Source organism: Burkholderia sp. 567 (assembly GCF_040545115.1).
Taxonomy (GTDB): domain Bacteria; phylum Pseudomonadota; class Gammaproteobacteria; order Burkholderiales; family Burkholderiaceae; genus Burkholderia; species Burkholderia ambifaria.
Genome location: NZ_JBEPLG010000013.1, coordinates 99,344 through 118,362, shown reverse-complemented (window position 1 = coordinate 118,362; position 19,019 = coordinate 99,344). Strand labels below are relative to the sequence as shown.

General features: G+C 67.5%; 17 protein-coding genes. 11 read left to right on the top strand and 6 right to left on the bottom strand.

Features of this window, described 5'->3' with window-relative positions:
- The first annotated feature begins 11 nt into the window (after nucleotides 1-11).
- From ABIC50_RS29885 to ABIC50_RS29845, 9 genes are all read left to right on the top strand, one after another.
- A complete protein-coding gene (locus ABIC50_RS29885; protein ID WP_012364877.1) occupies nucleotides 12-1,349 on the top strand; it encodes a glutamine synthetase family protein in 1,338 nt (445 codons plus the stop codon).
- 37 nt (nucleotides 1,350-1,386) lie between these two features.
- Nucleotides 1,387-2,829: an aspartate aminotransferase family protein gene (locus ABIC50_RS29880; protein WP_354168471.1), complete on the top strand. Its 1,443-nt coding sequence runs from the start codon at nucleotides 1,387-1,389 to the stop codon at nucleotides 2,827-2,829.
- 62 nt (nucleotides 2,830-2,891) lie between these two features.
- Nucleotides 2,892-4,007 (top strand): polyamine ABC transporter substrate-binding protein, encoded by a 1,116-nt coding sequence (locus ABIC50_RS29875; RefSeq protein ID WP_354168470.1) that lies wholly within the window; start codon nucleotides 2,892-2,894, stop codon nucleotides 4,005-4,007.
- A gap of 190 nt (nucleotides 4,008-4,197) precedes the next feature.
- The gene (locus tag ABIC50_RS29870; RefSeq protein ID WP_354168468.1) at nucleotides 4,198-5,352 is read left to right on the top strand and encodes an ABC transporter ATP-binding protein; all 1,155 of its coding nucleotides are present in this window, start codon (nucleotides 4,198-4,200) and stop codon (nucleotides 5,350-5,352) included.
- A 10-nt stretch (nucleotides 5,353-5,362) separates the two neighbouring features.
- Entirely contained in the window at nucleotides 5,363-6,355 is a 993-nt protein-coding gene (locus tag ABIC50_RS29865) for an ABC transporter permease subunit (RefSeq protein WP_354168467.1), read from the top strand.
- The gene (locus ABIC50_RS29860) at nucleotides 6,352-7,191 is read left to right on the top strand and encodes an ABC transporter permease subunit (RefSeq protein WP_105786537.1); all 840 of its coding nucleotides are present in this window, start codon (nucleotides 6,352-6,354) and stop codon (nucleotides 7,189-7,191) included. The genes ABIC50_RS29865 and ABIC50_RS29860 overlap by 4 nt, the downstream gene beginning before the upstream one ends.
- A gap of 101 nt (nucleotides 7,192-7,292) precedes the next feature.
- A complete protein-coding gene (locus tag ABIC50_RS29855; RefSeq protein ID WP_354168465.1) occupies nucleotides 7,293-8,867 on the top strand; it encodes a DUF3138 family protein in 1,575 nt (524 codons plus the stop codon).
- Nucleotides 8,868-8,979: 112 nt separating this feature from the next.
- Nucleotides 8,980-10,284 (top strand): NAD(P)/FAD-dependent oxidoreductase, encoded by a 1,305-nt coding sequence (locus tag ABIC50_RS29850; RefSeq protein ID WP_354168463.1) that lies wholly within the window; start codon nucleotides 8,980-8,982, stop codon nucleotides 10,282-10,284.
- A gap of 25 nt (nucleotides 10,285-10,309) precedes the next feature.
- The gene (locus ABIC50_RS29845) at nucleotides 10,310-11,611 is read left to right on the top strand and encodes an NAD(P)/FAD-dependent oxidoreductase (RefSeq protein ID WP_354168462.1); all 1,302 of its coding nucleotides are present in this window, start codon (nucleotides 10,310-10,312) and stop codon (nucleotides 11,609-11,611) included.
- A gap of 285 nt (nucleotides 11,612-11,896) precedes the next feature.
- Here the strand turns inward: ABIC50_RS29845 and gor are convergent, their stop codons facing one another.
- The 4 genes from gor to ABIC50_RS29825 all read right to left on the bottom strand — a co-directional run bounded on the left by gor (nucleotide 11,897) and on the right by ABIC50_RS29825 (nucleotide 16,203).
- Complete coding sequence (gene gor, locus ABIC50_RS29840; RefSeq protein WP_354168460.1) at nucleotides 11,897-13,252, bottom strand: glutathione-disulfide reductase; 1,356 nt, start codon at nucleotides 13,250-13,252, stop codon at nucleotides 11,897-11,899.
- 243 nt (nucleotides 13,253-13,495) lie between these two features.
- Nucleotides 13,496-13,720 carry a hypothetical protein gene (locus ABIC50_RS29835; protein ID WP_011658130.1) on the bottom strand — a complete coding sequence of 75 codons (225 nt, stop codon included), beginning with the start codon at nucleotides 13,718-13,720 and terminating at the stop codon, nucleotides 13,496-13,498.
- Nucleotides 13,721-14,094: 374 nt separating this feature from the next.
- Nucleotides 14,095-15,216, bottom strand: coding sequence for a porin (locus ABIC50_RS29830; RefSeq protein WP_041491407.1), 1,122 nt, complete (start codon nucleotides 15,214-15,216; stop codon nucleotides 14,095-14,097).
- Nucleotides 15,217-15,390: 174 nt separating this feature from the next.
- On the bottom strand, nucleotides 15,391-16,203 hold the full coding sequence (locus ABIC50_RS29825; RefSeq protein ID WP_354168458.1) for a YoaK family protein: 813 nt from the start codon (nucleotides 16,201-16,203) through the stop codon (nucleotides 15,391-15,393).
- A gap of 279 nt (nucleotides 16,204-16,482) precedes the next feature.
- Between ABIC50_RS29825 and ABIC50_RS29820 the strand changes: the two genes are divergently transcribed.
- A complete protein-coding gene (locus ABIC50_RS29820) occupies nucleotides 16,483-16,824 on the top strand; it encodes a hypothetical protein (RefSeq protein ID WP_354168456.1) in 342 nt (113 codons plus the stop codon).
- A gap of 48 nt (nucleotides 16,825-16,872) precedes the next feature.
- Here the strand turns inward: ABIC50_RS29820 and ABIC50_RS29815 are convergent, their stop codons facing one another.
- Both ABIC50_RS29815 and ABIC50_RS29810 read right to left on the bottom strand, forming a co-directional pair.
- Nucleotides 16,873-17,400 carry a chromate transporter gene (locus ABIC50_RS29815; protein ID WP_006760173.1) on the bottom strand — a complete coding sequence of 176 codons (528 nt, stop codon included), beginning with the start codon at nucleotides 17,398-17,400 and terminating at the stop codon, nucleotides 16,873-16,875.
- On the bottom strand, nucleotides 17,397-18,011 hold the full coding sequence (locus ABIC50_RS29810) for a chromate transporter (RefSeq protein WP_354168455.1): 615 nt from the start codon (nucleotides 18,009-18,011) through the stop codon (nucleotides 17,397-17,399). The genes ABIC50_RS29815 and ABIC50_RS29810 overlap by 4 nt, the downstream gene beginning before the upstream one ends.
- A 95-nt stretch (nucleotides 18,012-18,106) precedes the next feature.
- Between ABIC50_RS29810 and ABIC50_RS29805 the strand changes: the two genes are divergently transcribed.
- A complete protein-coding gene (locus ABIC50_RS29805) occupies nucleotides 18,107-18,991 on the top strand; it encodes a transcriptional regulator GcvA (RefSeq protein WP_175730588.1) in 885 nt (294 codons plus the stop codon).
- The last annotated feature ends 28 nt before the right edge of the window (nucleotides 18,992-19,019 follow it).

The following is a 19,019-nucleotide window of genomic DNA, read 5'->3' as shown; positions in this document are numbered from 1 at the left end:
CGAGAACGGACATGCAAGACATGGAAGACTTTCTGAGACAGCACCGGATCACCGAAGTCGAGGCGATCATCCCCGACATGGCCGGCATCGCACGCGGCAAGATCACGCCGCGCAACAAGTTCACGTCCGGCGAATCGATGCGCCTGCCGCAGGCCGTGATGGTGCAGACCGTCACCGGCGAGTATCCGGAAGACGGCTCGCTGACCGGCGTGACCGACCCCGACATGGTGTGCGTGCCCGACACGTCGACGATCCGCCTGATCCCGTGGGCCGTCGATCCGACCGCGCAGGTGATCCACGATTGCGTGCACTTCGACGGCTCGCCGGTCGAGATCTCGCCGCGCTACGTGCTGCGCCGCGTGCTCGCGCTGTACAAGGCGAAGGGCTGGAAGCCGGTGGTCGCGCCCGAACTCGAGTTCTACCTGGTCGACATGAACAAGGATCCCGACCTGCCGCTGCGCCCGCCGGTCGGCCGCACGGGCCGCCCCGAAACGGGCCGCCAGTCGTATTCGATCGAGGCCGTCAACGAGTTCGATCCGCTGTTCGAGGATATCTACGAGTACTGCGAAACGCAGGGTCTCGACATCGACACGCTGATCCACGAAGTCGGCGCCGCGCAGATGGAGATCAACTTCATGCACGGCGACGCGCTGTCGCTGGCCGACCAGGTGTTCCTGTTCAAGCGCACGGTGCGCGAGGCGGCGTTGCGCCACAACATGTACGCGACGTTCATGGCCAAGCCGATGGAAGGCGAGCCGGGCTCCGCGATGCACGTGCACCAGAGCATCGTCGACGAGGAAACGGGCCGCAACCTGTTCACGTCGCCGGAGACGGGCGGTGCGACGTCGCTGTTCTACAACTATCTCGCCGGGCTGCAGAAGTACACGCCGGCGCTGATGCCGATCTTCGCGCCGTACATCAACTCGTATCGCCGGCTGTCGCGCTTCATGGCCGCACCGATCAACGTGCAGTGGGGCTACGACAACCGCACGGTCGGCTTCCGCATCCCGCACTCGGGCCCGGCCGCGCGCCGCATCGAGAACCGGATCCCGGGCGTCGACTGCAACCCGTACCTCGCGCTCGCGGCGACGCTCGCGGCCGGCTATCTCGGCATGACGCAGCGGCTCGAGCCGACCGAGCCGCTCGTCAGCGACGGTTACGACCTGCCGTACCAGCTGCCGCGCAATCTCGAGGAAGGGCTCACGCTGATGGCCGCGTGCGAGCCGCTCGGCGAGATTCTCGGCCACAAGTTCCTGAAGGCCTATTTCGCGCTGAAGGAAACCGAATATGAAGCGTTCTTCCGCGTGATCAGCTCGTGGGAACGCCGTCATCTGCTGCTGCACGTGTAAGCGCGCGCACGAACGTACCAACGAATACGGAGGAAACATGACGTACCGCAACGAATCAGCGTGGATCCAGCCGGCCGCACCGGCCGCACCCGCCGCAGCACCGCGCACGACGCAGGCCCGCTCGACCGCCGAATACCGCGCGCTCGACGCCGCACACCACATTCACCCGTTCTCGGACATGGGCGCGCTCAATCGCGCGGGCAGCCGCGTGATCGTGAAGGCCGACGGCGTCTATCTGTGGGACTCCGACGGCAACAAGGTGATCGACGGGATGGCCGGCCTCTGGTGCGTGAACGTCGGCTACGGCCGCAAGGAGCTCGCCGACGCCGCGTATCGCCAGCTGCAGGAGCTGCCGTTCTACAACACGTTCTTCAAGACCACGCACCCGCCGATCATCGAACTGTCGGCGCTGCTCGCCGAAGTCACGCCCGTGGGCTTCAACCACTTCTTCTATTGCAACAGCGGCTCGGAAGGCAACGACACCGTGCTGCGCGTCGTGCACCAGTACTGGCGCGTGCAGGGCCAGCCGCAGAAGAAGTTCGTGATCTCGCGCAGGAACGGTTACCACGGCTCGACGATCGCGGGCGGCACGCTCGGCGGGATGGGCTACATGCACGAGCAGATGCCGTCGAAGGTCGAGCACATCGTGCACATCGACCAGCCGTATTTCTTCGGCGAAGCGCAAGCCGGCGAGACGCCCGAAGCGTTCGGCCTCGCACGCGCGCAGCAGTTGGAGGCGAAGATCCTCGAACTCGGCGCGGAGAACGTCGCGGCGTTCATCGGCGAGCCGTTCCAGGGCGCGGGCGGCGTGATCTTCCCGCCGTCGACGTACTGGCCGGAAATCCAGCGGATCTGCCGCAAGTACGACATCCTGCTCGTCGCCGATGAAGTGATCGGCGGCTTCGGCCGTACCGGCGAATGGTTCGCGCACCAGCACTTCGGCTTCGAGCCGGACCTGATCACGATGGCCAAGGGCCTGACGTCGGGTTACGTGCCGATGGGTGCGGTGGGCATTCACGAGCGCATCGCGCGCCCGATCATCGACAACGGCGAATTCAATCACGGCCTCACCTACTCGGGTCACCCGGTGGCGGCGGCCGTCGCGGTCGCGAACCTGAAGCTACTGCGCGACGAAGGGATCGTCGAGCGCGTGAAGAACGACACGGGCCCGTACTTCCAGGCGCTGATGCGCGAGACCTTCGCGCGTCACCCGATCGTCGGCGAGGTGCACGGCCACGGCCTCGTCGCGAGCCTGCAGCTCGCCGAAGCGCCGGCCGAACGTCGGCGCTTCGCGAACGGCGGCGACGTCGGCACGATCTGCCGTGACTTCTGCTTCAACGGCAACCTGATCATGCGCGCGACCGGCGACCGGATGCTGCTGTCGCCGCCGCTCGTGATCTCGCGTCAGGAAATCGATGAACTCGTATCGAAGGCGAAGAAGGCCGTCGATGCGACCGCCCAGCAACTGGGCCTTTCGTAACGACCTTGCCTACGGGCGTGCGGCGGGCGCCGCACGCCACCATCATCCAGGGGAATTCCACCATGCGTTCCAGCTTTCTTCGCCAAGCCTGTTCCGTTGCCGCCCTTGCCGCCGCGGCCGCGTTCACGTCGGTCGCCAGCCCGTCGGCGCATGCCGATGAGCTGAACATCTACAACTGGTCCGACTACATCGCCCCCGACACGGTCCCGAACTTCCAGAAACAGACGGGCATCCACGTGAAGTACGACAACTACGACAGCGACGACACGCTGCAGGCGAAGCTGCTGGCGGGCAGCTCGGGCTACGACATCGTCGTGCCGACGTCGAACTACATGGCCAAGCAAATTCAGGCCGGCGTGTACCAGAAGCTCGACAAGTCGAAGCTGCCGAACCTCGCGAACCTCGACCCGCTGCTGATGAAGATGATCGCCGATGCCGACCCGGGCAACCAGTACGGCGTGCCCTGGGCGTACGGCACGGACGGCATCGGCTACAACGCACAGGCGGTGAAGAAGGCGCTCGGCGACAAGGCGCCGGTCGACAGCTGGGCGCTGGTGTTCGACCCGGCCAACATGGAGAAGCTCAAGAGCTGCGGCGTGTCGTTCCTCGACCAGGCCGTCGACGTGTTCGCGGCCACGCTGCAATACATGGGCAAGAACCCGAACAGCACCAACCCCGGCGACTACCAGGCGGCCTTCGAAGTCCTGAAGAAAGTCCGCCCGTACATCACGCAGTTCAACTCGTCCGGCTACATCAACGACCTCGCGAACAACGACGTGTGCGTCGCGCTCGGCTGGTCGGGCGACATCGGCATCGCGCACCGCCGCTCGGCGGAGGCGAAGCGCTCGTACGACATCAAGTTCGCGAACCCGAAGGAAGGCGGCCTGCTGTGGTTCGACGTGATGGTGATCCCGAAGGATGCACCGCACCCCGAGGCCGCGATGAAGTGGATCAACTACGTGTCCGACCCGAAGGTCAACGCGGCGATCACCAACACGGTGTTCTACCCGACCGCGAACAAGGCCGCGCACCCGTTCGTCACGCCGGCCGTCGCGCAGGACCCGACCGTCTATCCGCCGGAAGACGTGCTCAAGAAGATGGTGCTGATGAAGCCGATGCCGTCCGACATCCTGCGCCTCGAGAACCGTCTCTGGGCGCAGTTGAAGACGGGCCACTGACCGCGTCCCGTCACGGCGGCGCAGGCATCGGCTGAACGCCTGCCCGCCCGGGATCCGCGGACTCTCCGTCTGCCCGCGCGCACCGCGCGCCCTGTTCCATCCGGCACGAGCCGTTGTCCGCGAGTCGCATTGCGCGCCTCGCGCGGGGACGCTCGCGCCAGCAATCCGTGAAGAACGAATGGTGACTCCCATGCAATCGATACCCTCTTCCGCTGCCGTACGCCACACCCAACCGGCCGCCGCGGCCCGCTCGAAGAACGACGCGTTCGTGCGCATCGAAAACGTCGTGAAGAAGTTCGGCGACAGCACCGCCGTCGACAACGTGAGCCTGACGATCGCGAAGAACGAGCTGTTCGCGCTGCTCGGCAGCTCGGGCTGCGGCAAGTCGACGCTGTTGCGCATGCTCGCCGGGCTGGAGACGGCCACCTCCGGCAAGATCCTCGTCGACGGTGAAGACCTCGCGTCGCTGCCGCCGTATCGCCGCCCGGTGAACATGATGTTCCAGTCGTACGCGCTGTTCCCGCACATGTCGGTCGAGTCGAACGTCGCGTTCGGGCTGAAGCAGGAAGGCACGCCGAAGAACGAGATCAAGGAACGCGTGGCCGATGCGCTCGCGCTCGTGCAGATGAGCAAGTACGCGAAGCGCAAGCCGCACCAGCTGTCCGGCGGCCAGCAGCAGCGCGTCGCGCTGGCCCGCTCGCTGGTCAAGCGCCCGAAGCTGCTGCTGCTCGACGAACCGATGTCCGCGCTCGACAAGAAGATCCGCCAGAAGACCCAGCTCGAACTCGTGAACATCATCGAGAAGGTCGACGTGACCTGCGTGATGGTCACGCACGACCAGGAAGAGGCGATGACGATGGCAAGCCGCCTCGCGGTGATGAGCGAAGGCAAGATCGTGCAGATCGGCACGCCCGGCGAAGTGTACGAATACCCGAACAGCCGCTTCTCGGCCGAATTCATCGGCTCGACGAACCTGTTCGAAGGGCGCGTGGTCGAGGACGAGCCCGATCACATCTTTGTCGAAAGCGACGACCTTGAAGCGCGCATGTATGTGAGCCACGGCGTGACCGGCCCGCTGGGAATGCCGGTCGGCATCTCGGTGCGGCCCGAGCGCGTGCACGTGTCGCGCGACAAGCCCGGCTCGCATCACAACTGGGCACGCGGCGTCGTGACCGACATCGCGTACATGGGTAGCTACTCGCTGTATCACGTGCGGCTGCCGAGCGGCAAGACGGTCGTGTCGAACCTGTCGAGCTCGCACCTGCTGCATGACGGTGCGCCGTCGTGGAACGACGACGTGTTCGTGTCGTGGTCGCCGGCCAGCGGCGTCGTGCTGACGCAGTGAGGACGACATGATGAGAACTTCCGCTTCCACTCCGTCCGCGCCGGTTTCGACCGCTTCGGCAAGCAGCAGCGCCGGCGCCGGCCGCGCGCGCCCCGGCCGCTTCGCCGCGCTGTCGCGCTTCCTGCCGTCGGGCCGCAACGTCGCGATCGGCGTGCCGTTCCTGTGGCTCACGATCTTCTTCGCACTGCCGTTCGTGCTGGTGTTCAAGATCAGCTTCGCCGACCAGGTGATGGGGATCCCGCCGTACACGTCCCTCGTCGCGTTCAAGGACGGCGTCGTGCACTTCGCGCTGCAGCTGTCGCACTACGCGTTCCTGCTGCAGGACGACCTGTACATCGCGACCTACCTCAGCTCGCTGAAGATGGCCGCCGTGTCGACGGTGCTGTGCCTGCTGATCGGTTACCCGATGGCGTACTACATTGCCCGTGCCGAACCGAGCCGGCGCAACGTGCTGATGATGGCCGTGATGCTGCCGTTCTGGACGTCGTTCCTGATCCGCGTTTACGCATGGATCGGAATCCTGAAGGACGACGGCCTGCTGAATCACACGCTGATCGCGCTGGGCATCATCCACTCGCCGCTGCGCCTTTATCACAGCGATGCCGGTGTCTACATCGGGATGGTCTATTCGTATCTGCCGTTCATGATCATGCCGCTCTATGCGCACCTCGTGAAGATGGACCTCACGCTGCTCGAGGCCGCGTACGACCTCGGTGCGAAGCCGTGGGTCGCATTCACGCGCATCACGCTGCCGCTGTCGAAGAACGGGATCATCGCCGGCAGCCTGCTGGTGTTCATTCCGGCGGTAGGCGAGTACGTGATTCCGGAACTGCTCGGCGGGGCCGACACGCTGATGATCGGCCGCGTGATGTGGGATGAGTTCTTCAACAACATGGACTGGCCGATGGCGTCCGCGGTGACGGTCGCGATGGTGCTGCTGTTGCTGGTGCCGATGGCGCTGTTCCAGTACTACCAGGTCAAGGAACTGGAGGACGCGAAATGATCAAGCCGAACAAACCGCTGTCGACGGGCGTTCTCGCCTTCGGCTTCCTGTTTCTGTACATCCCGATCATCAGCCTGGTCGTGTACTCGTTCAACGAATCGAAGCTGGTGACGGTGTGGTCGGGCTTCTCGCTGAAGTGGTACGCAGCGCTTCTGGAAGACGACGAGCTGCTCACCGCCGCGTGGCTGTCGCTGAAGATCGGCCTCTTGACGGCCACCGCGTCGGTCGTGATCGGCACGTGGGCGGGCTTCGTGCTCGCGCGCTTCGGCCGTTTCAAGGGCTTCACGCTGTACACGGGGATGATCAACGCGCCGCTGGTGATTCCGGAAGTAATCCAGGGGATCTCGCTGCTGTTGCTGTTCGTTGCGCTGGAGCAGATGTTCGGCTGGCCGAAGGGGCGCGGGATGGTGACGATCTGGATCGGTCACGTGATGCTGTGCGTGTCGTACGTGGCGATCATCGTGCAGTCGCGCGTGAAGGAGATGAACAAGTCGCTCGAAGAAGCGGCGCTGGATCTGGGCGCGACGCCGCTGAAGGTGTTCTTCGTGGTGACGCTGCCGCTGATCTCGCAGGCGCTGCTGTCGGGCTGGCTGCTGTCGTTCACGCTGTCGATCGACGATCTGGTGCTGTCGGCGTTCCTGTCGGGGCCGGGCTCGACGACGCTGCCGCTGGTGGTGTTCTCGCGCGTGCGGCTCGGTCTGAATCCCGAGATGAACGCGCTCGCGACGCTGTTCATCACTGCGGTGACGATCGGCGTGATCGTCGTGAACCAGATGATGATCGCGCGCGAACGGCGTCGGGTGGCCGACCTGAAGGCGGCGTTCGCGGCGGCCTGACGCCCCTCCTCCCCATCCATCGATAACAAGACCTGCGCGCCGCGCGTTTGCGGCGCGCACCGAAACGCAGATTGACAGGCACACGACAAGGAGAATCCGCAATGAAGAAGAAACTGATCTGCCTGCTGGTGGCCGGCGCGTTGCCGGGCATCGCGCTGGCCGCCTCGACCTCCGCCGAAATCAAGGCATTGCAGGCGCAGGTGGCCGCGTTGCAGAAGCAGATGAAGGCCATGCAGGCGCAGCTCGCCGGGAAGCCGGGCGGCGCACCCGTCGCGCAGGCGGGCGCAACGGCCGCGGCGAGGCCGGTGATCGTGGCCGCCGATCCGGCCTCGCCGGACTATGGCCGTGCGCAGGCCGCGCTGACCAACGACGAAGTCAGCGAAATGAAGCAGCAGATCGCCAACCAGCAGCTGAAGGTCGACTCGCTGACGGACGCGGCCAGCACCGGGCCGCTCGCGGGCCTGTCGGTGACGGGCTATATCGACCCGACCTACATCTACAACCGCGCGGCCGGCACGTCGTCGTTCCTGTTCGCGAACCACGAGAACGCGTACAACTACTTCAACAGCACGTTCGGCGACCTGTACCTCGACATCAAGAAGACCTTCGGCGTCGGCCCGATGGCGCCGTCGGCCGAGATCACGCTGATGCCGAACCGCGGCAACGGCATCACGCTGCTGCAGAACTCGCGCGGCTCGATCACCGACAACCTGCTGAACACCGCGGTCATCAACGTGCCGATCACCGCGTCGACCACGCTCGTCGCCGGCTTGATCCCGAGCTTCGGCGGCTACGAGGTGCAGCAGTCGAACCAGATGCTCACACTCACGCACAACCTGCTGTACGACTTCTCCGATCCGGGCAGCTACGTCGGTGCTGGCGCGAACTACACGAAGGGCAACTGGGCGTGGAAGTTCTTCGTCGGCAACGAGCAGTACCGCACGTACGGCTCGGTCACGCAGACGGGCACCAACGCGCTCGGCGACCCGATCACGACCAGCAACAAGGTGCCGACCTTCACCGCGCGCGCCGACTACACGTGGTCGAGCGCACTCGACATCGGCGGGTCGATCAACATCGGCAGGCAGACGCTGGCGAGCGCGATCGATCCGGACGGCAACGTCCACTACGGCCCGGGCGGTGCCGCGCCGAGCGCGTACGGCACGTTCTTCTTCGGCGAAGTCGACGCGACCTATACGCTGGCCGACATCCAGTACAACGCCGAGCTCGACTACGGCCAGCAGCAGCACGCGGCGTACAACGGCGGGCTCGCGCAGTGGTACGGCCTGTCGCTGCTCGCGCACCGCAAGTTCAACGCACCGGTGGTCGGCCGCATGGGCGTGACGCTGCGCTACGATGCGCTCGTGAACCGCAAGAACGGCGGCGGCGGCGGCGGCATCGCGCTGAACGGCAACGGGATGGATCCGTCCAACGGCTTCGGTGTCGATGCGGACTGCCTCGCGACGTCGAAGGCGAACGGCGGCCTGGGCTTCGACTGCAAGGGCGCCATCCGCCAGGACGTCGCGCTCGACCTGCTGTTCTATCCGACCCAGCAGATCACCGTGAAGGTCGAATACCGGCACGACTGGGCGAACAACAAGGTGTTCCTGCGCAACGACGGGTCGTACGGCAAGTCCAACGACCTGCTCGCGACGCAGTTCATCTATTCGTTCTGACGCGGGCCGCGCGGAGCGCCGTGCCGCACGCAAGGCGTCCCGCGCCGTTTCACCCGGCCGGATCGCGGTGCGTCGCGCACCGGCGCCGGCCGTCTTCGAGGGAGTCGGTTTGATGACGCAGTCTTTCACCCGCCGCGCCGATGCGCTCGCGCGCGACTCGTACTACGAAGCAACCGTCACGCGGCCGGTGGTCGACGACCCCGCGCTGGAGGATGCGATCGACGTCGACGTGTGCGTGATCGGCGCGGGCTTCGCGGGCCTGTCGACGGCGCTCGATTGCCGCGCGCGCGGGCTGTCGGTCGCCGTGCTCGACGCGCACCGGCCCGGCTGGGGCGCGTCTGGTCGCAACGGCGGCCAGGCGATCACGGGGTTCGCGAAAGACGAGGTGATCGAGCGGCAGCTCGGCGCCGCCGGTGCACGCGCCGCATGGTCGCTGTCGCTCGACGGCGTCGCGCTGATCGCCGAGCGGATCGCACGCTATGGGATCGACTGCGACTTCACGCGCGGCTACCTGACGGTCGCGACGAAGCCGCGCCGCATCGACGACCTGCGTGCATGGATGGACGCCGCGACCTCGCGCTGGGGCCATCCGTCGCTGTCGTGGCTCGACACCGGCGAGGTCCGCGCGCGCATCGCATCGTCCCGCTATCTGGCGGGCGTCTACGATCCGCTGTCGGGTCACCTGCATCCGCTCAAGTATTGCCTCGGCCTCGCCGATGCCGCACGCCGCGAAGGCGTCGCGCTCCATGCGCATACGCCCGCGCTCGAGATCGTGCGCGGCGCGCGGCCGGTGGTGCGCACGCCGTCGGGCGAGGTGCGCTGCCGCTTCGTCGTGTCGTGCTGCAACGCGGGCCCCGCCGGCATCCTGCCGGCCGCGACCGCCGCACGCATCGCGCCGATCGCTTCGTACATCATCGCGACCGAACCGCTCGGCCGCGCGCGCGCCGACGTGCTGATCGCGCAGCGCGAAGCCGTGTGCGACAACAATTTCTTCCTCGACTACTTCCGGCTGTCGGCCGACCACCGGATGCTGTTCGGCGGCCGCGCGAACTCCGCGGGCGCATCGCCCGCCACGCTCGCCGAAACGATCCGGCGGCGCATGGTCGGCGTGTTCCCGCAGCTCGCCGACGTGCGCGTCGATCACGCGTGGGGCGGCTTCGTCGACGTCACGCGCAACCGCGCGCCGGACTTCGGCGCGCTCGATCCGAACTTCTTCTACGTCCAGGGCTTCAGCGGACACGGCGTCGCGCTGACCGGCATCGCCGGGCGCGCGATCGCCGGCGCGATCGCGGGCGACACGCGCGCGTTCGACCTGTTCGCCCAGTTGCGCCACCGGCGCTTTCCCGGCGGCGACGCATGGCGGCAGCCCGCGCTCGAACTCGGGATGCTGTACCACCGCGTGCGCGAGCTGTTCTGAGCCCTCTTTCTCCGTTCTCCTGACCATGCAGACATTCGCCAAGCAGCCGCACGTCGCGTCGTACTACGCGGCGAGCGCCAACGATACGACCCGCCATGCGCCGCTCGCCGGCGCGACCGACGCCGACGTGTGCGTGATCGGCGCGGGCCTCACCGGTTTGTCCGCCGCGCTCAACCTCGCCGAGCGCGGCCATTCGGTGACCGTGCTCGAGGCGTCGCGGGTCGGATGGGCGGCGAGCGGACGCAACGGCGGCCAGTTGATCGGCGGCTTCGCGTGCGGCATCGACACGTTCGCCAACTTCATGCCGGAAGGCGACGTGAAGCGGATCTGGGACATGGGGCTCGAAACGCTGTCGCTCGTGAAGTCGCGCATCGCGCAACACGACATCGACTGCGCGCTCGTGCCCGGCTACCTCACCGCCGCGAACACCGAGCGCGACGCCGATGCGCTGAAGCGCTGGCGCGACGAGGCCGCGAAGCGCTTCGGCTACGACCGCTTCCATTTCGTCGAAGCGGACGAACTCGGCGACTACGTGCAGTCGGCGCGCTATCGCGGCGGCCTGTACGACCCCGACAGCGGCCACCTGCATCCGCTGAACTACACGCTCGGGCTCGCGCGCGCGGCGACCGACGCCGGCGTGCGGATCCACGAGGACAGCTGCGTGACGCGCGTGCGCGACGTCGCGGGTGGGCATGTCGTCGAAACGGACCAGGGGCACGTGCGCGCACGCTTCGTCGTGCTCGCGTGCAACACCTACGTCGGCACGCTCGCGCCCGCGCTGTCGAGAAAGATCATGCCGGTCGGCACCTACGTGATCGCGACCGAGCCGCTCGGCGAAGCGCGCGCCGCCGCGCTGATGCCCGCGCGCGCGGCGATCTGCGACAGCCGCTTCGTGCTCGACTATTTCCGGCCGGCGCCCGACACGCGGCTCGTGTGGGGCGGCAAGGTCAGCTATTCGACGCGGCCGCCGCGCAATCTAGCCGCCGCGATGCGCGCGGACATGCTGAAGACGTTCCCGCAGCTCGCCGACGTGAAGGTCGACTACGCATGGGGCGGCTTCGTCGACATCACGATGAACCGCGCGCCGCACTTCGGGCGTGTCGCGCCGACGATGTATTTCGCGCAGGGCTTCTCGGGGCACGGAGTGAACACGACCGCGCTCGCGGGCAAGCTGATCGCCGAGGCGATCGACGGCCAGGCGAGCCGCTTCGACCTGTTCGGCAGGATCCGGCATCGCGACTTCCCCGGCGGCGCGACGCTGCGCACGCCGGCGCTGGTGCTCGCGATGAGCTGGTATCGGCTGCTCGACGCGCTGGGCGTGCATTGAGCGTCGTGCCGCGGGGATGCGGCGCGATGCTGCGCACGCGTTGAACACACGGCATACGCCGATGCAAAACGAAAACGGCCGCGCAATAAGCGCGGCCGTTCGATCGAATCGCATCACGTCGGCATGACGGCGGCGCGGCGGGGGAATACGGTGCCCGTGCGCTGCGCGCCGACTTGCGCTCAGTCCGTCCCGTACTTCGGCGAATGCGGACCGTACGGCACCGCCTGATACGCGATGCGTACGCGAAGCCGGCGCTGACAACACGCGCCGGCGCGCCGGTTGCCGTTAGTCCGCCACCTTCTGCCGCAGCGTCACGAACTCCTCGGCCGCGGTCGGGTGAATGCCGATCGTGTCGTCGAACTGCGCCTTCGTCGCGCCCGCGCGAATCGCGATCGCGATGCCCTGGATGATCTCGCCCGCGTCGCGGCCGACCATGTGCGCGCCGACCACGCGCTGGCTGTCGCGCGCAACCACGAGCTTCATCAGCGTGCGTTCGTCGCGGCCCGACAGCGTGTGGCGCAGCGCCTTGAACGACGTGCGGTAGATGTCGAGCTCGCCGTACACGGCGCGCGCATGCGCCTCGGTGAGCCCGACCGTCGCGACCTCGGGCTGGCTGAACACCGCGGACGGCACCCATTCATGATCGGTCGCCGCGCGGCGCCCGCCGAACAGCGTCGCCGCGAGCAGCGCGCCGTCGCGCGTCGCGACCGGCGTGAGCTGCGGCCGCGACGTCACGTCGCCGATCGCATGGATCGATTCGACCGACGTCGCCGAATACGCATCGACCGCGATCGCGCCGCGCGCGTCGAGCAGCACGCCCGCGCGCTCGAGCCCGAGCCCCTCGACGTTCGGCACGCGGCCGGTCGCATAGAGCACCGCGTCGTACGGCCCGTGCTGTGCATCCCCGACCCGCACGCCGAGCGTGCCGTCGTCCGCGCGCACGATCGATTCGACCACCGCGCGCGCGTGGATCGCGACGCCCTGCTTGGTCATTTCGTCGGTCAGGAATTGCCGCACGTCGTCGTCGAAGCCGCGCAGGATCTTCTCGCCGCGATAGAACAGGTCGACATGGCTGCCGAAGCCGTTGAAGATGCCCGCGAACTCGACGGCGATGTAACCGCCGCCGACCACCGCGATGCGCTCGGGCAGCTTCGCGAGCGACAGCGCCTCGCGCGACGTGATCGCATGCTCGATGCCGGGCCGCGGCGGCAGCGACGGGCGCGAGCCGGTCGCGATCGCGATGTGGCGCGCGCGGATCGTGCGATCGCCGATCGCGACGGTATGCGCGTCGACGAGCGTCGCGCGCCCCGCGTGCATCTCGACGCCGGACTGTCGCAGCAGGTTGATGTAGATGTCGCTGAGCCGGTTGATCTCGCGATCCTTCGCGGCAATTAGCGCGGGCCAGTCGAGCGTGCCGGCGCCGAACGTCCAGCCGAAGCCCTTCGCGTCCTCGAGCTCGTGCGGATAATGCGATGCATAGACGAGCAGCTTCTTCGGGATGCAGCCGCGCAGCACGCAGGTGCCGCCGATCTGCTCCTCTTCCGCTATCCCGACGCGCGCGCCGTATGACGCCGACATCCGGGCGAGCCTCACGCCGCCGGAGCCGGCCCCGATGACGAACAGGTCGTAGTCGAATTCCATCGCAAGCCCTCATCGCAGTTCGGATGACGGCACGATAGCAAGATTCCGGCATTCGTGCGGGACGTGGCGCCGCGGCGCGCGCGCCCCATAAAAAACGGCGAGAGACATCGCCTCTCGCCGGTCAAACCAGCTGCCGGGTGTGCCATGCGTCACCGATCGACCACATGCCCGACCTGCCGGCCGCGCGGCGCCGGTTCGCCCGGGCGCGCGAACGGCGCACCCGCGGCGGCCCCGCCGCCATGCTCAGGCCTGCGACGTGTCGCTGCCGTCCGTCGCCTGCGTATCATCTGCCTGCTGGGGCTGCTCTTCCTTCTTCTCGAGCATGCCTTCGATCGCCTCGGCGCCCTTGAAGCCGGCGATGGCCGCTGCCGCCTTGGTCAGCAGGCCCGCATCCGGGTCGAGCTTCTCGACTGCCTCGACGGCCGCCACGGCGCCGGCGATTTCACCGACGGTGTTCAGGATACCCATCGTCATCCCCTTTCAAGAAAAAGCGTGAGCGCATCGTCCCACGAAAAAAAACCGGCAGACCGTGTTTGTCATCGCCGGATACACAAGTTACGCAGCGGGCCGGCCGCACGCGAAAACGCGCGGCGGAACGACGCCCGCGCGCGCATCGCGGCGCACGGCCGGCCCTGCACGCAGCGTAGCGGAAACGCTTCGCGCGCACTGTCAAAGTATGTTCCGGATTCCCGACGGAACCCTTACGGGCTAGTCGTTTCCGATGGAGCGATCGCTGAATGATCGTGCGCGCGGCAAGTTCGTGTGACGAAAAAAAGAGGCTCCCGCGGGAGCCTCTTCGATGCGCGCCAGGCGAAGCCCGCGCGTGTGTTTTCCGACTTTCGTCAGAAGATATTGCGCAGGCCGATCGCGATGCCGGTCTGGTTGCTGCGACCCGGCAGCTCGACGTTCGCCGCGCCGTTCGTCTTGTTGAAGTCGACGGTGCCGTAGACTTCCGTGCGCTTGCTCAGCGCGTATTCGGCGATGCCGACGATCGCGTAGCGGTTGCCGCTCGCGAGCGTGCCGTTCGTGGTCATCGCGTTGCGCATGTGGTCGTAGTAGAACGCGCCCGTCAGCGTCAGCGGCGTGCTGACCTGCCAGCTCACGCCCGCGAACGGACCATCGTCGATCCGGCCCGTGCCCTTCGCGACCGGGATCGACTGCTGCGCGAGCAGGCTGTCGACGAAACCGGTGTCGTCCTTCGAGCGCAGGTAGCCCGCATAGATCTTCGCCTTGCTGAACGCGTACACGACGTTCGCGTGGTAGATCGTCTGCTTGCGCGCGGAGTTGTCGCTGTTCTGCTGCGCGCCGGCCGCGATGCTGAGCGGCCCCGCCACGTACGACAGCGACACGCCCCATGCATTGCCCTTGCCGAGCGAGCCCGGAATCTGGCCGGAGAAGCCGCCCGCGCCGGTCGATTCGTAGTTCGTGCCCGTCGAGTACATCGCCTTCGCGGTCAGGCCCGCGAACTTGCCCGTGTACTTGATCTGGTTGTCCGCATACAGGCCGCCACCCAGCGCGACCGGCAGCCACGCGTTTTCGAGGTAGTTGCCGACCGTCAGCGGATCGTAGGTGTCGGCCAGCAGGTCGAACAGCGGGGTCTTCTGGCGGCCGAGGGTCACCGTGCCATACGGGCTCTGCAGGCCGACGTATGCTGCGCGGTTGAACAGACGGCCGCTGTCGGCGAATCCGCCGTTCTGCAGGTTGACGCCGCTTTCGAGGTTGAACACGGCCTTCAGGCCGCCGCCGAGGTCTTCCGTGCCGTAGATGCCGAAGCGGCTGTTCGTGATCGCGCCGTTGGCCATCGACAGCAGGCCGTCGTTCTTCGCGTTTGCGTTGGTCAGGTAACGGATGCTGGCGTCGGCGACGCCCCACAGCGTGACCGAGCTTTGTGCTGCTGCGTACTGGCTGGCGAAGGCCAGCGCCGCGCCCCCTGCGATAGCTGCGAGTCGGGTGGTCTGCTTCATGAGCTTGCCCTTTTTGTAGGTGTCTCCATTCATGGCCGGCCGCGTGCGCGGCCGGGTGGCGATCGCGGAACGCTCATGGCGTGCGCGATGTGGGCTGAATCATAAGACGAGTGCGCGCGCTGAAAGAAATTGAAAAACGTGGCAGCGCGCGATTTTGTCGCCCGGGCGCAACGTTTACCGCGCGGGGTTTGCGTCGCCTGGCGTGCGGTCGTCGGGATTGCTGCCGGTGCTGGCGTTGCTGCCGTTGCTGCCGTTGCTGACGTTGCCGCCAACACGACCATCGCCGTTGCTGCCAGCGCCACCATCACCTTCACCGCCCGCGCGCCGCCGCGCCCGCCGCACGATCTCCGCGAACGCACCGACGAGCAGCAGCACCGCGCCCCACAGCGCGACGTCCGGCACGAGCCGCGTCACGAGGCCGCCGATCACCGCGCCGGCCAGGAAACAGAAGCTGATCGTCGCGAGCAGCGCCGAGTCGTGCAGCGCGTGCACGTCGTAGCGCGGAATCAGCCCGACGAATAGCTTCTGCGCGGCGCGCCGCAGGTTGCCGGTCGTCATCACCGACGTGTACGACAGTTCCTCGAGATGGGTGAACGACAGCGTCTGCAGCGTCGCGACGAACGAAATGCCGGGAATCAGCCACGCGCTCGACGCGCCGACGAGCCCGCTCGCGGCGAGGCCGAGAAACGCGATCTCGACGATCAGGCTCACGAACGCGGTGTGACGCATCCAGCCGCGCTGCGCGGCAAGGCCGAACAGGTGCGCGACGAATACCGCGACCACGAAGCCGCCGAGCGGCGGCACGTGATGCAGCGCCTCCGCCCATTCGCCGGCCGAAACATTGATGCCCAGCAGCGCGACGTTGCCGGTCATCGTGTTCGCGAACACGTGGCCGTGACCGACGTACGTGTACGCGTCGAGGTAGCCGCCGGACAGCGTGAGCAGCGCGGCGACGGTGAGGTTGCGGCTGGCGCCGTCGAGATCCATCGATCCTCCCGTGGGGCGCGCCGTCCGGCCGCACGAGGCGAGGCGGGCGGCGCCTGATTCATCGGTTCCGGCGACGGGCGCCGGACGTCGCGGCTTCCGTGCGGCCGCGCCAATATAATTGGTCGGCGTCGGGCGCGCGCAGGCTGCGCATACCGCCATCGCGGTTGTCGGTGCCGGAAAACCGGCCGAGTATACCGGCCGCGTTCGTCGGCTACCTTGCCGCCTCCCGCGCCCCGCTTCACTCCGACCCGCTGCCCTCTCGACGCGCCACCGCACGCCATGACACCCGCGAAGTTCTTCCTGCGCTACACCGTGATCCCGTTCGTCGCGATCGTGCTGGTGGCCGTCTGGGCGTTCAACCGCGAATCGGGCGAAGTCGATGCGCGCCAGTATGCGGCGCTGGTGGCGGCCTATCCGTCGTTCACGCCGAAGCTCAAGCGCGAGGTGGCCGATGCGATGCGCGGCCGCGGCAGGCTCGGCAAGGCCGACTACGACGCGATCATGCGCGACGCGCTCGACGCCGGTTACGTGATGGACTGGCCGGCCGCGACGGACGACGTCGGCGGCGAGCGCGGCCGGCTGCTCGGCCTCGTGAACGGCGACCGGCCGGCGTCGCCGTAGCGTTCGATCACGCGCGGCATCGGTCGGCCGCCGCCGATCGGCTCCCGCTCACTGACCGATGCCGGTGAGCCCGATCAGCGCGCCGGCCGCGAGCAGCCACAGCGGATGAATGCGCGTGCGCCACGCGAGCACCGCGCATGCGGCGGTGATGCCCCACTGGATCGCGGTGCGGTTCGACGCTTCCGAGATCAGCACCGCGCTGGCCGCGACGAGCCCCGCCGTGACCGGCATCAGCCCCTGCTGCACGTAGCGGCGCCACGGGCGGTCGCGAAAGCGCTCCCATGCATGCAGCGCGAGCACCGTGACGATCGAGGACGGCCCGAACTTCGCGATCGACGCGACCAGCAGCCCGGCCCAGCCGGCCACGTGCCAGCCGACCAGCGACACGATCATCATGTTCGGCCCGGGAGCGGCCTGCGCGAGCGCGAACAGCGCGGTGAACTCGTGCGCGCTCATCCAGTGATGGACGTCGACCACCTGCCGCTGCATCTCCGGCAGGATCGTGTTGCCGCCGCCAAATGCGAGCAGCGACAGCTGGCTGAAGATCGTCGCGATCGCGATCAGCGTGTCGTTCATGAGCGGCCTCCGTCGCGGGCGGCGCTGCGTTGCGATGCCCGTGTATCGCGGCGCCGCGACGCGAGCCAGATGCTGACGGGCGTCAGCACCAGCATCGTGGTCAGCAGCGGAACGCGCAGCACCGCGATCGCGACGAATGCGAGCGCCGCGATGCCTGCCGCCGTGCGCGGCGCGCGCAGCAACGGCTTCGCGACCTTCACGGCCATCGCGACGAGCAGGCCCGCGGCCGCGGCGGCGAGCCCGCCGAATAGATGCTGCACGCGCGGATCGCCCTGCGTCTTCGCATACAGCACGCCGAGCGCGACGACCACGAGCGTCGGGCCCGCGATCAGCCCGAGAATGCCGGCGAACGCACCCGCGACACCGCGAAAGCGCATGCCGACGGCAACCGACAGGTTGATCACGTTGCCGCCCGGCAGGAACTGGCAGAGGCCGAGCAGATCGGTGAATTCGTCGGCGGACAGCCATTTGCGCTCGTCGACGATCGTGCGCCGCGCGAACGGCAACGCGCCGCCGAACGACATCAGGCCGAGCGACAGGAAGCCGGTGAACAGCTCGGCGAGGCCGATGCGGCGCGCGGGCGCCGCGGGCGGCGGGGAAACGGATTGCATGGGGCTCCTCATCAAACGTGCCCCGAGATTACCGCCGTTCGGAATGCCGGCAAAACGATTTTATCGACGGGGCCTTGTGATCTAGAATCACAAGCATGGCACGCGATCTCCCGCCCTTTTCCGCGCTTCGGGCCTTTGAAGCAGCGGCACGACACGAAAGCTTCAGCGCCGCCGGCGACGAGCTGCATGTGACTCACGGTGCCATCAGCCGGCAGATCGCCGGGTTCGAGGCGTGGCTCGGCAAGCCGGTGTTCCATCGCTACGGCAAGCGCGTGAGGCTCACCGATGAAGGCCGCCGCTATCTGGACACCGTGCGCGCCGCGTTCGACAGCATCGCGCTCGCCACCGAGCAGTTGCGCAACACCGGTGCCGCGCGCGTGCTGCGCATCAATGCGCTGCCGACCTTCGCGATGAAATGGCTGCTGCCGCGCCTGTCGCGGTTCCAGCGCGACGTGCCGAACGTCGAGCTGAAGCTGTCAACGTCGAACGCGCCGCTCGACGCGCTCGATGGCTTCGACGTCGCGATCCGCCGCGGCCCCGGCCACTGGCCGAACTGCACGAGCGGCCACTTCCTCGACGAAAGCGTGATTCCGGTCTGCAGCCCCGCGCTGCTCAAGCGCGTGCCGATTACCCGCGCGGACGATCTCGCCCGGCACGTGCTGCTGCATTCGGATACGCGGCCGGAAGGCTGGCGCGACTGGTTCGCGGCGGCCGGCGTGACGCCGAAGGGGCGCAAGCGGCAGTCGTTCGACCACTTCTACCTCGCGCTGCAGGCGGCCGTCGACGGGCTGGGCGTCGCGCTCGGCCCGCTGCCGCTGATCGACGACGAACTCGCAAGCGGGCGCCTGGTGATGCCGCTCGACGGGCCGCGCATCGCGACGCGCAGCTATTGGTGGATCGCGCCGCGCGCGCCGGCGGAGGATCCGCTCGTCGCGCAGTTCTGTGCGTGGCTGCAGGCGCAGTCGAACACCGGCGCGTAAGGATGCGCCGCCGGGCGGCATTGCACCG

Bases quoted from the DNA above. Each gene is read 5' to 3' on its own strand.
- ABIC50_RS29885 (WP_012364877.1), top strand. From the start codon at position 12: ATGCAAGACATGGAAGACTTTCTGAGACAGCACCGGATCACCGAAGTC.
- ABIC50_RS29880 (WP_354168471.1), top strand. From the start codon at position 1,387: ATGACGTACCGCAACGAATCAGCGTGGATCCAGCCGGCCGCACCGGCC.
- ABIC50_RS29875 (WP_354168470.1), top strand. From the start codon at position 2,892: ATGCGTTCCAGCTTTCTTCGCCAAGCCTGTTCCGTTGCCGCCCTTGCC.
- ABIC50_RS29870 (WP_354168468.1), top strand. From the start codon at position 4,198: ATGCAATCGATACCCTCTTCCGCTGCCGTACGCCACACCCAACCGGCC.
- ABIC50_RS29865 (WP_354168467.1), top strand. From the start codon at position 5,363: ATGAGAACTTCCGCTTCCACTCCGTCCGCGCCGGTTTCGACCGCTTCG.
- ABIC50_RS29860 (WP_105786537.1), top strand. From the start codon at position 6,352: ATGATCAAGCCGAACAAACCGCTGTCGACGGGCGTTCTCGCCTTCGGC.
- ABIC50_RS29855 (WP_354168465.1), top strand. From the start codon at position 7,293: ATGAAGAAGAAACTGATCTGCCTGCTGGTGGCCGGCGCGTTGCCGGGC.
- ABIC50_RS29850 (WP_354168463.1), top strand. From the start codon at position 8,980: ATGACGCAGTCTTTCACCCGCCGCGCCGATGCGCTCGCGCGCGACTCG.
- ABIC50_RS29845 (WP_354168462.1), top strand. From the start codon at position 10,310: ATGCAGACATTCGCCAAGCAGCCGCACGTCGCGTCGTACTACGCGGCG.
- gor (WP_354168460.1), bottom strand. From the start codon at position 13,252: ATGGAATTCGACTACGACCTGTTCGTCATCGGGGCCGGCTCCGGCGGC.
- ABIC50_RS29835 (WP_011658130.1), bottom strand. From the start codon at position 13,720: ATGGGTATCCTGAACACCGTCGGTGAAATCGCCGGCGCCGTGGCGGCC.
- ABIC50_RS29830 (WP_041491407.1), bottom strand. From the start codon at position 15,216: ATGAAGCAGACCACCCGACTCGCAGCTATCGCAGGGGGCGCGGCGCTG.
- ABIC50_RS29825 (WP_354168458.1), bottom strand. From the start codon at position 16,203: ATGGATCTCGACGGCGCCAGCCGCAACCTCACCGTCGCCGCGCTGCTC.
- ABIC50_RS29820 (WP_354168456.1), top strand. From the start codon at position 16,483: ATGACACCCGCGAAGTTCTTCCTGCGCTACACCGTGATCCCGTTCGTC.
- ABIC50_RS29815 (WP_006760173.1), bottom strand. From the start codon at position 17,400: ATGAACGACACGCTGATCGCGATCGCGACGATCTTCAGCCAGCTGTCG.
- ABIC50_RS29810 (WP_354168455.1), bottom strand. From the start codon at position 18,011: ATGCAATCCGTTTCCCCGCCGCCCGCGGCGCCCGCGCGCCGCATCGGC.
- ABIC50_RS29805 (WP_175730588.1), top strand. From the start codon at position 18,107: ATGGCACGCGATCTCCCGCCCTTTTCCGCGCTTCGGGCCTTTGAAGCA.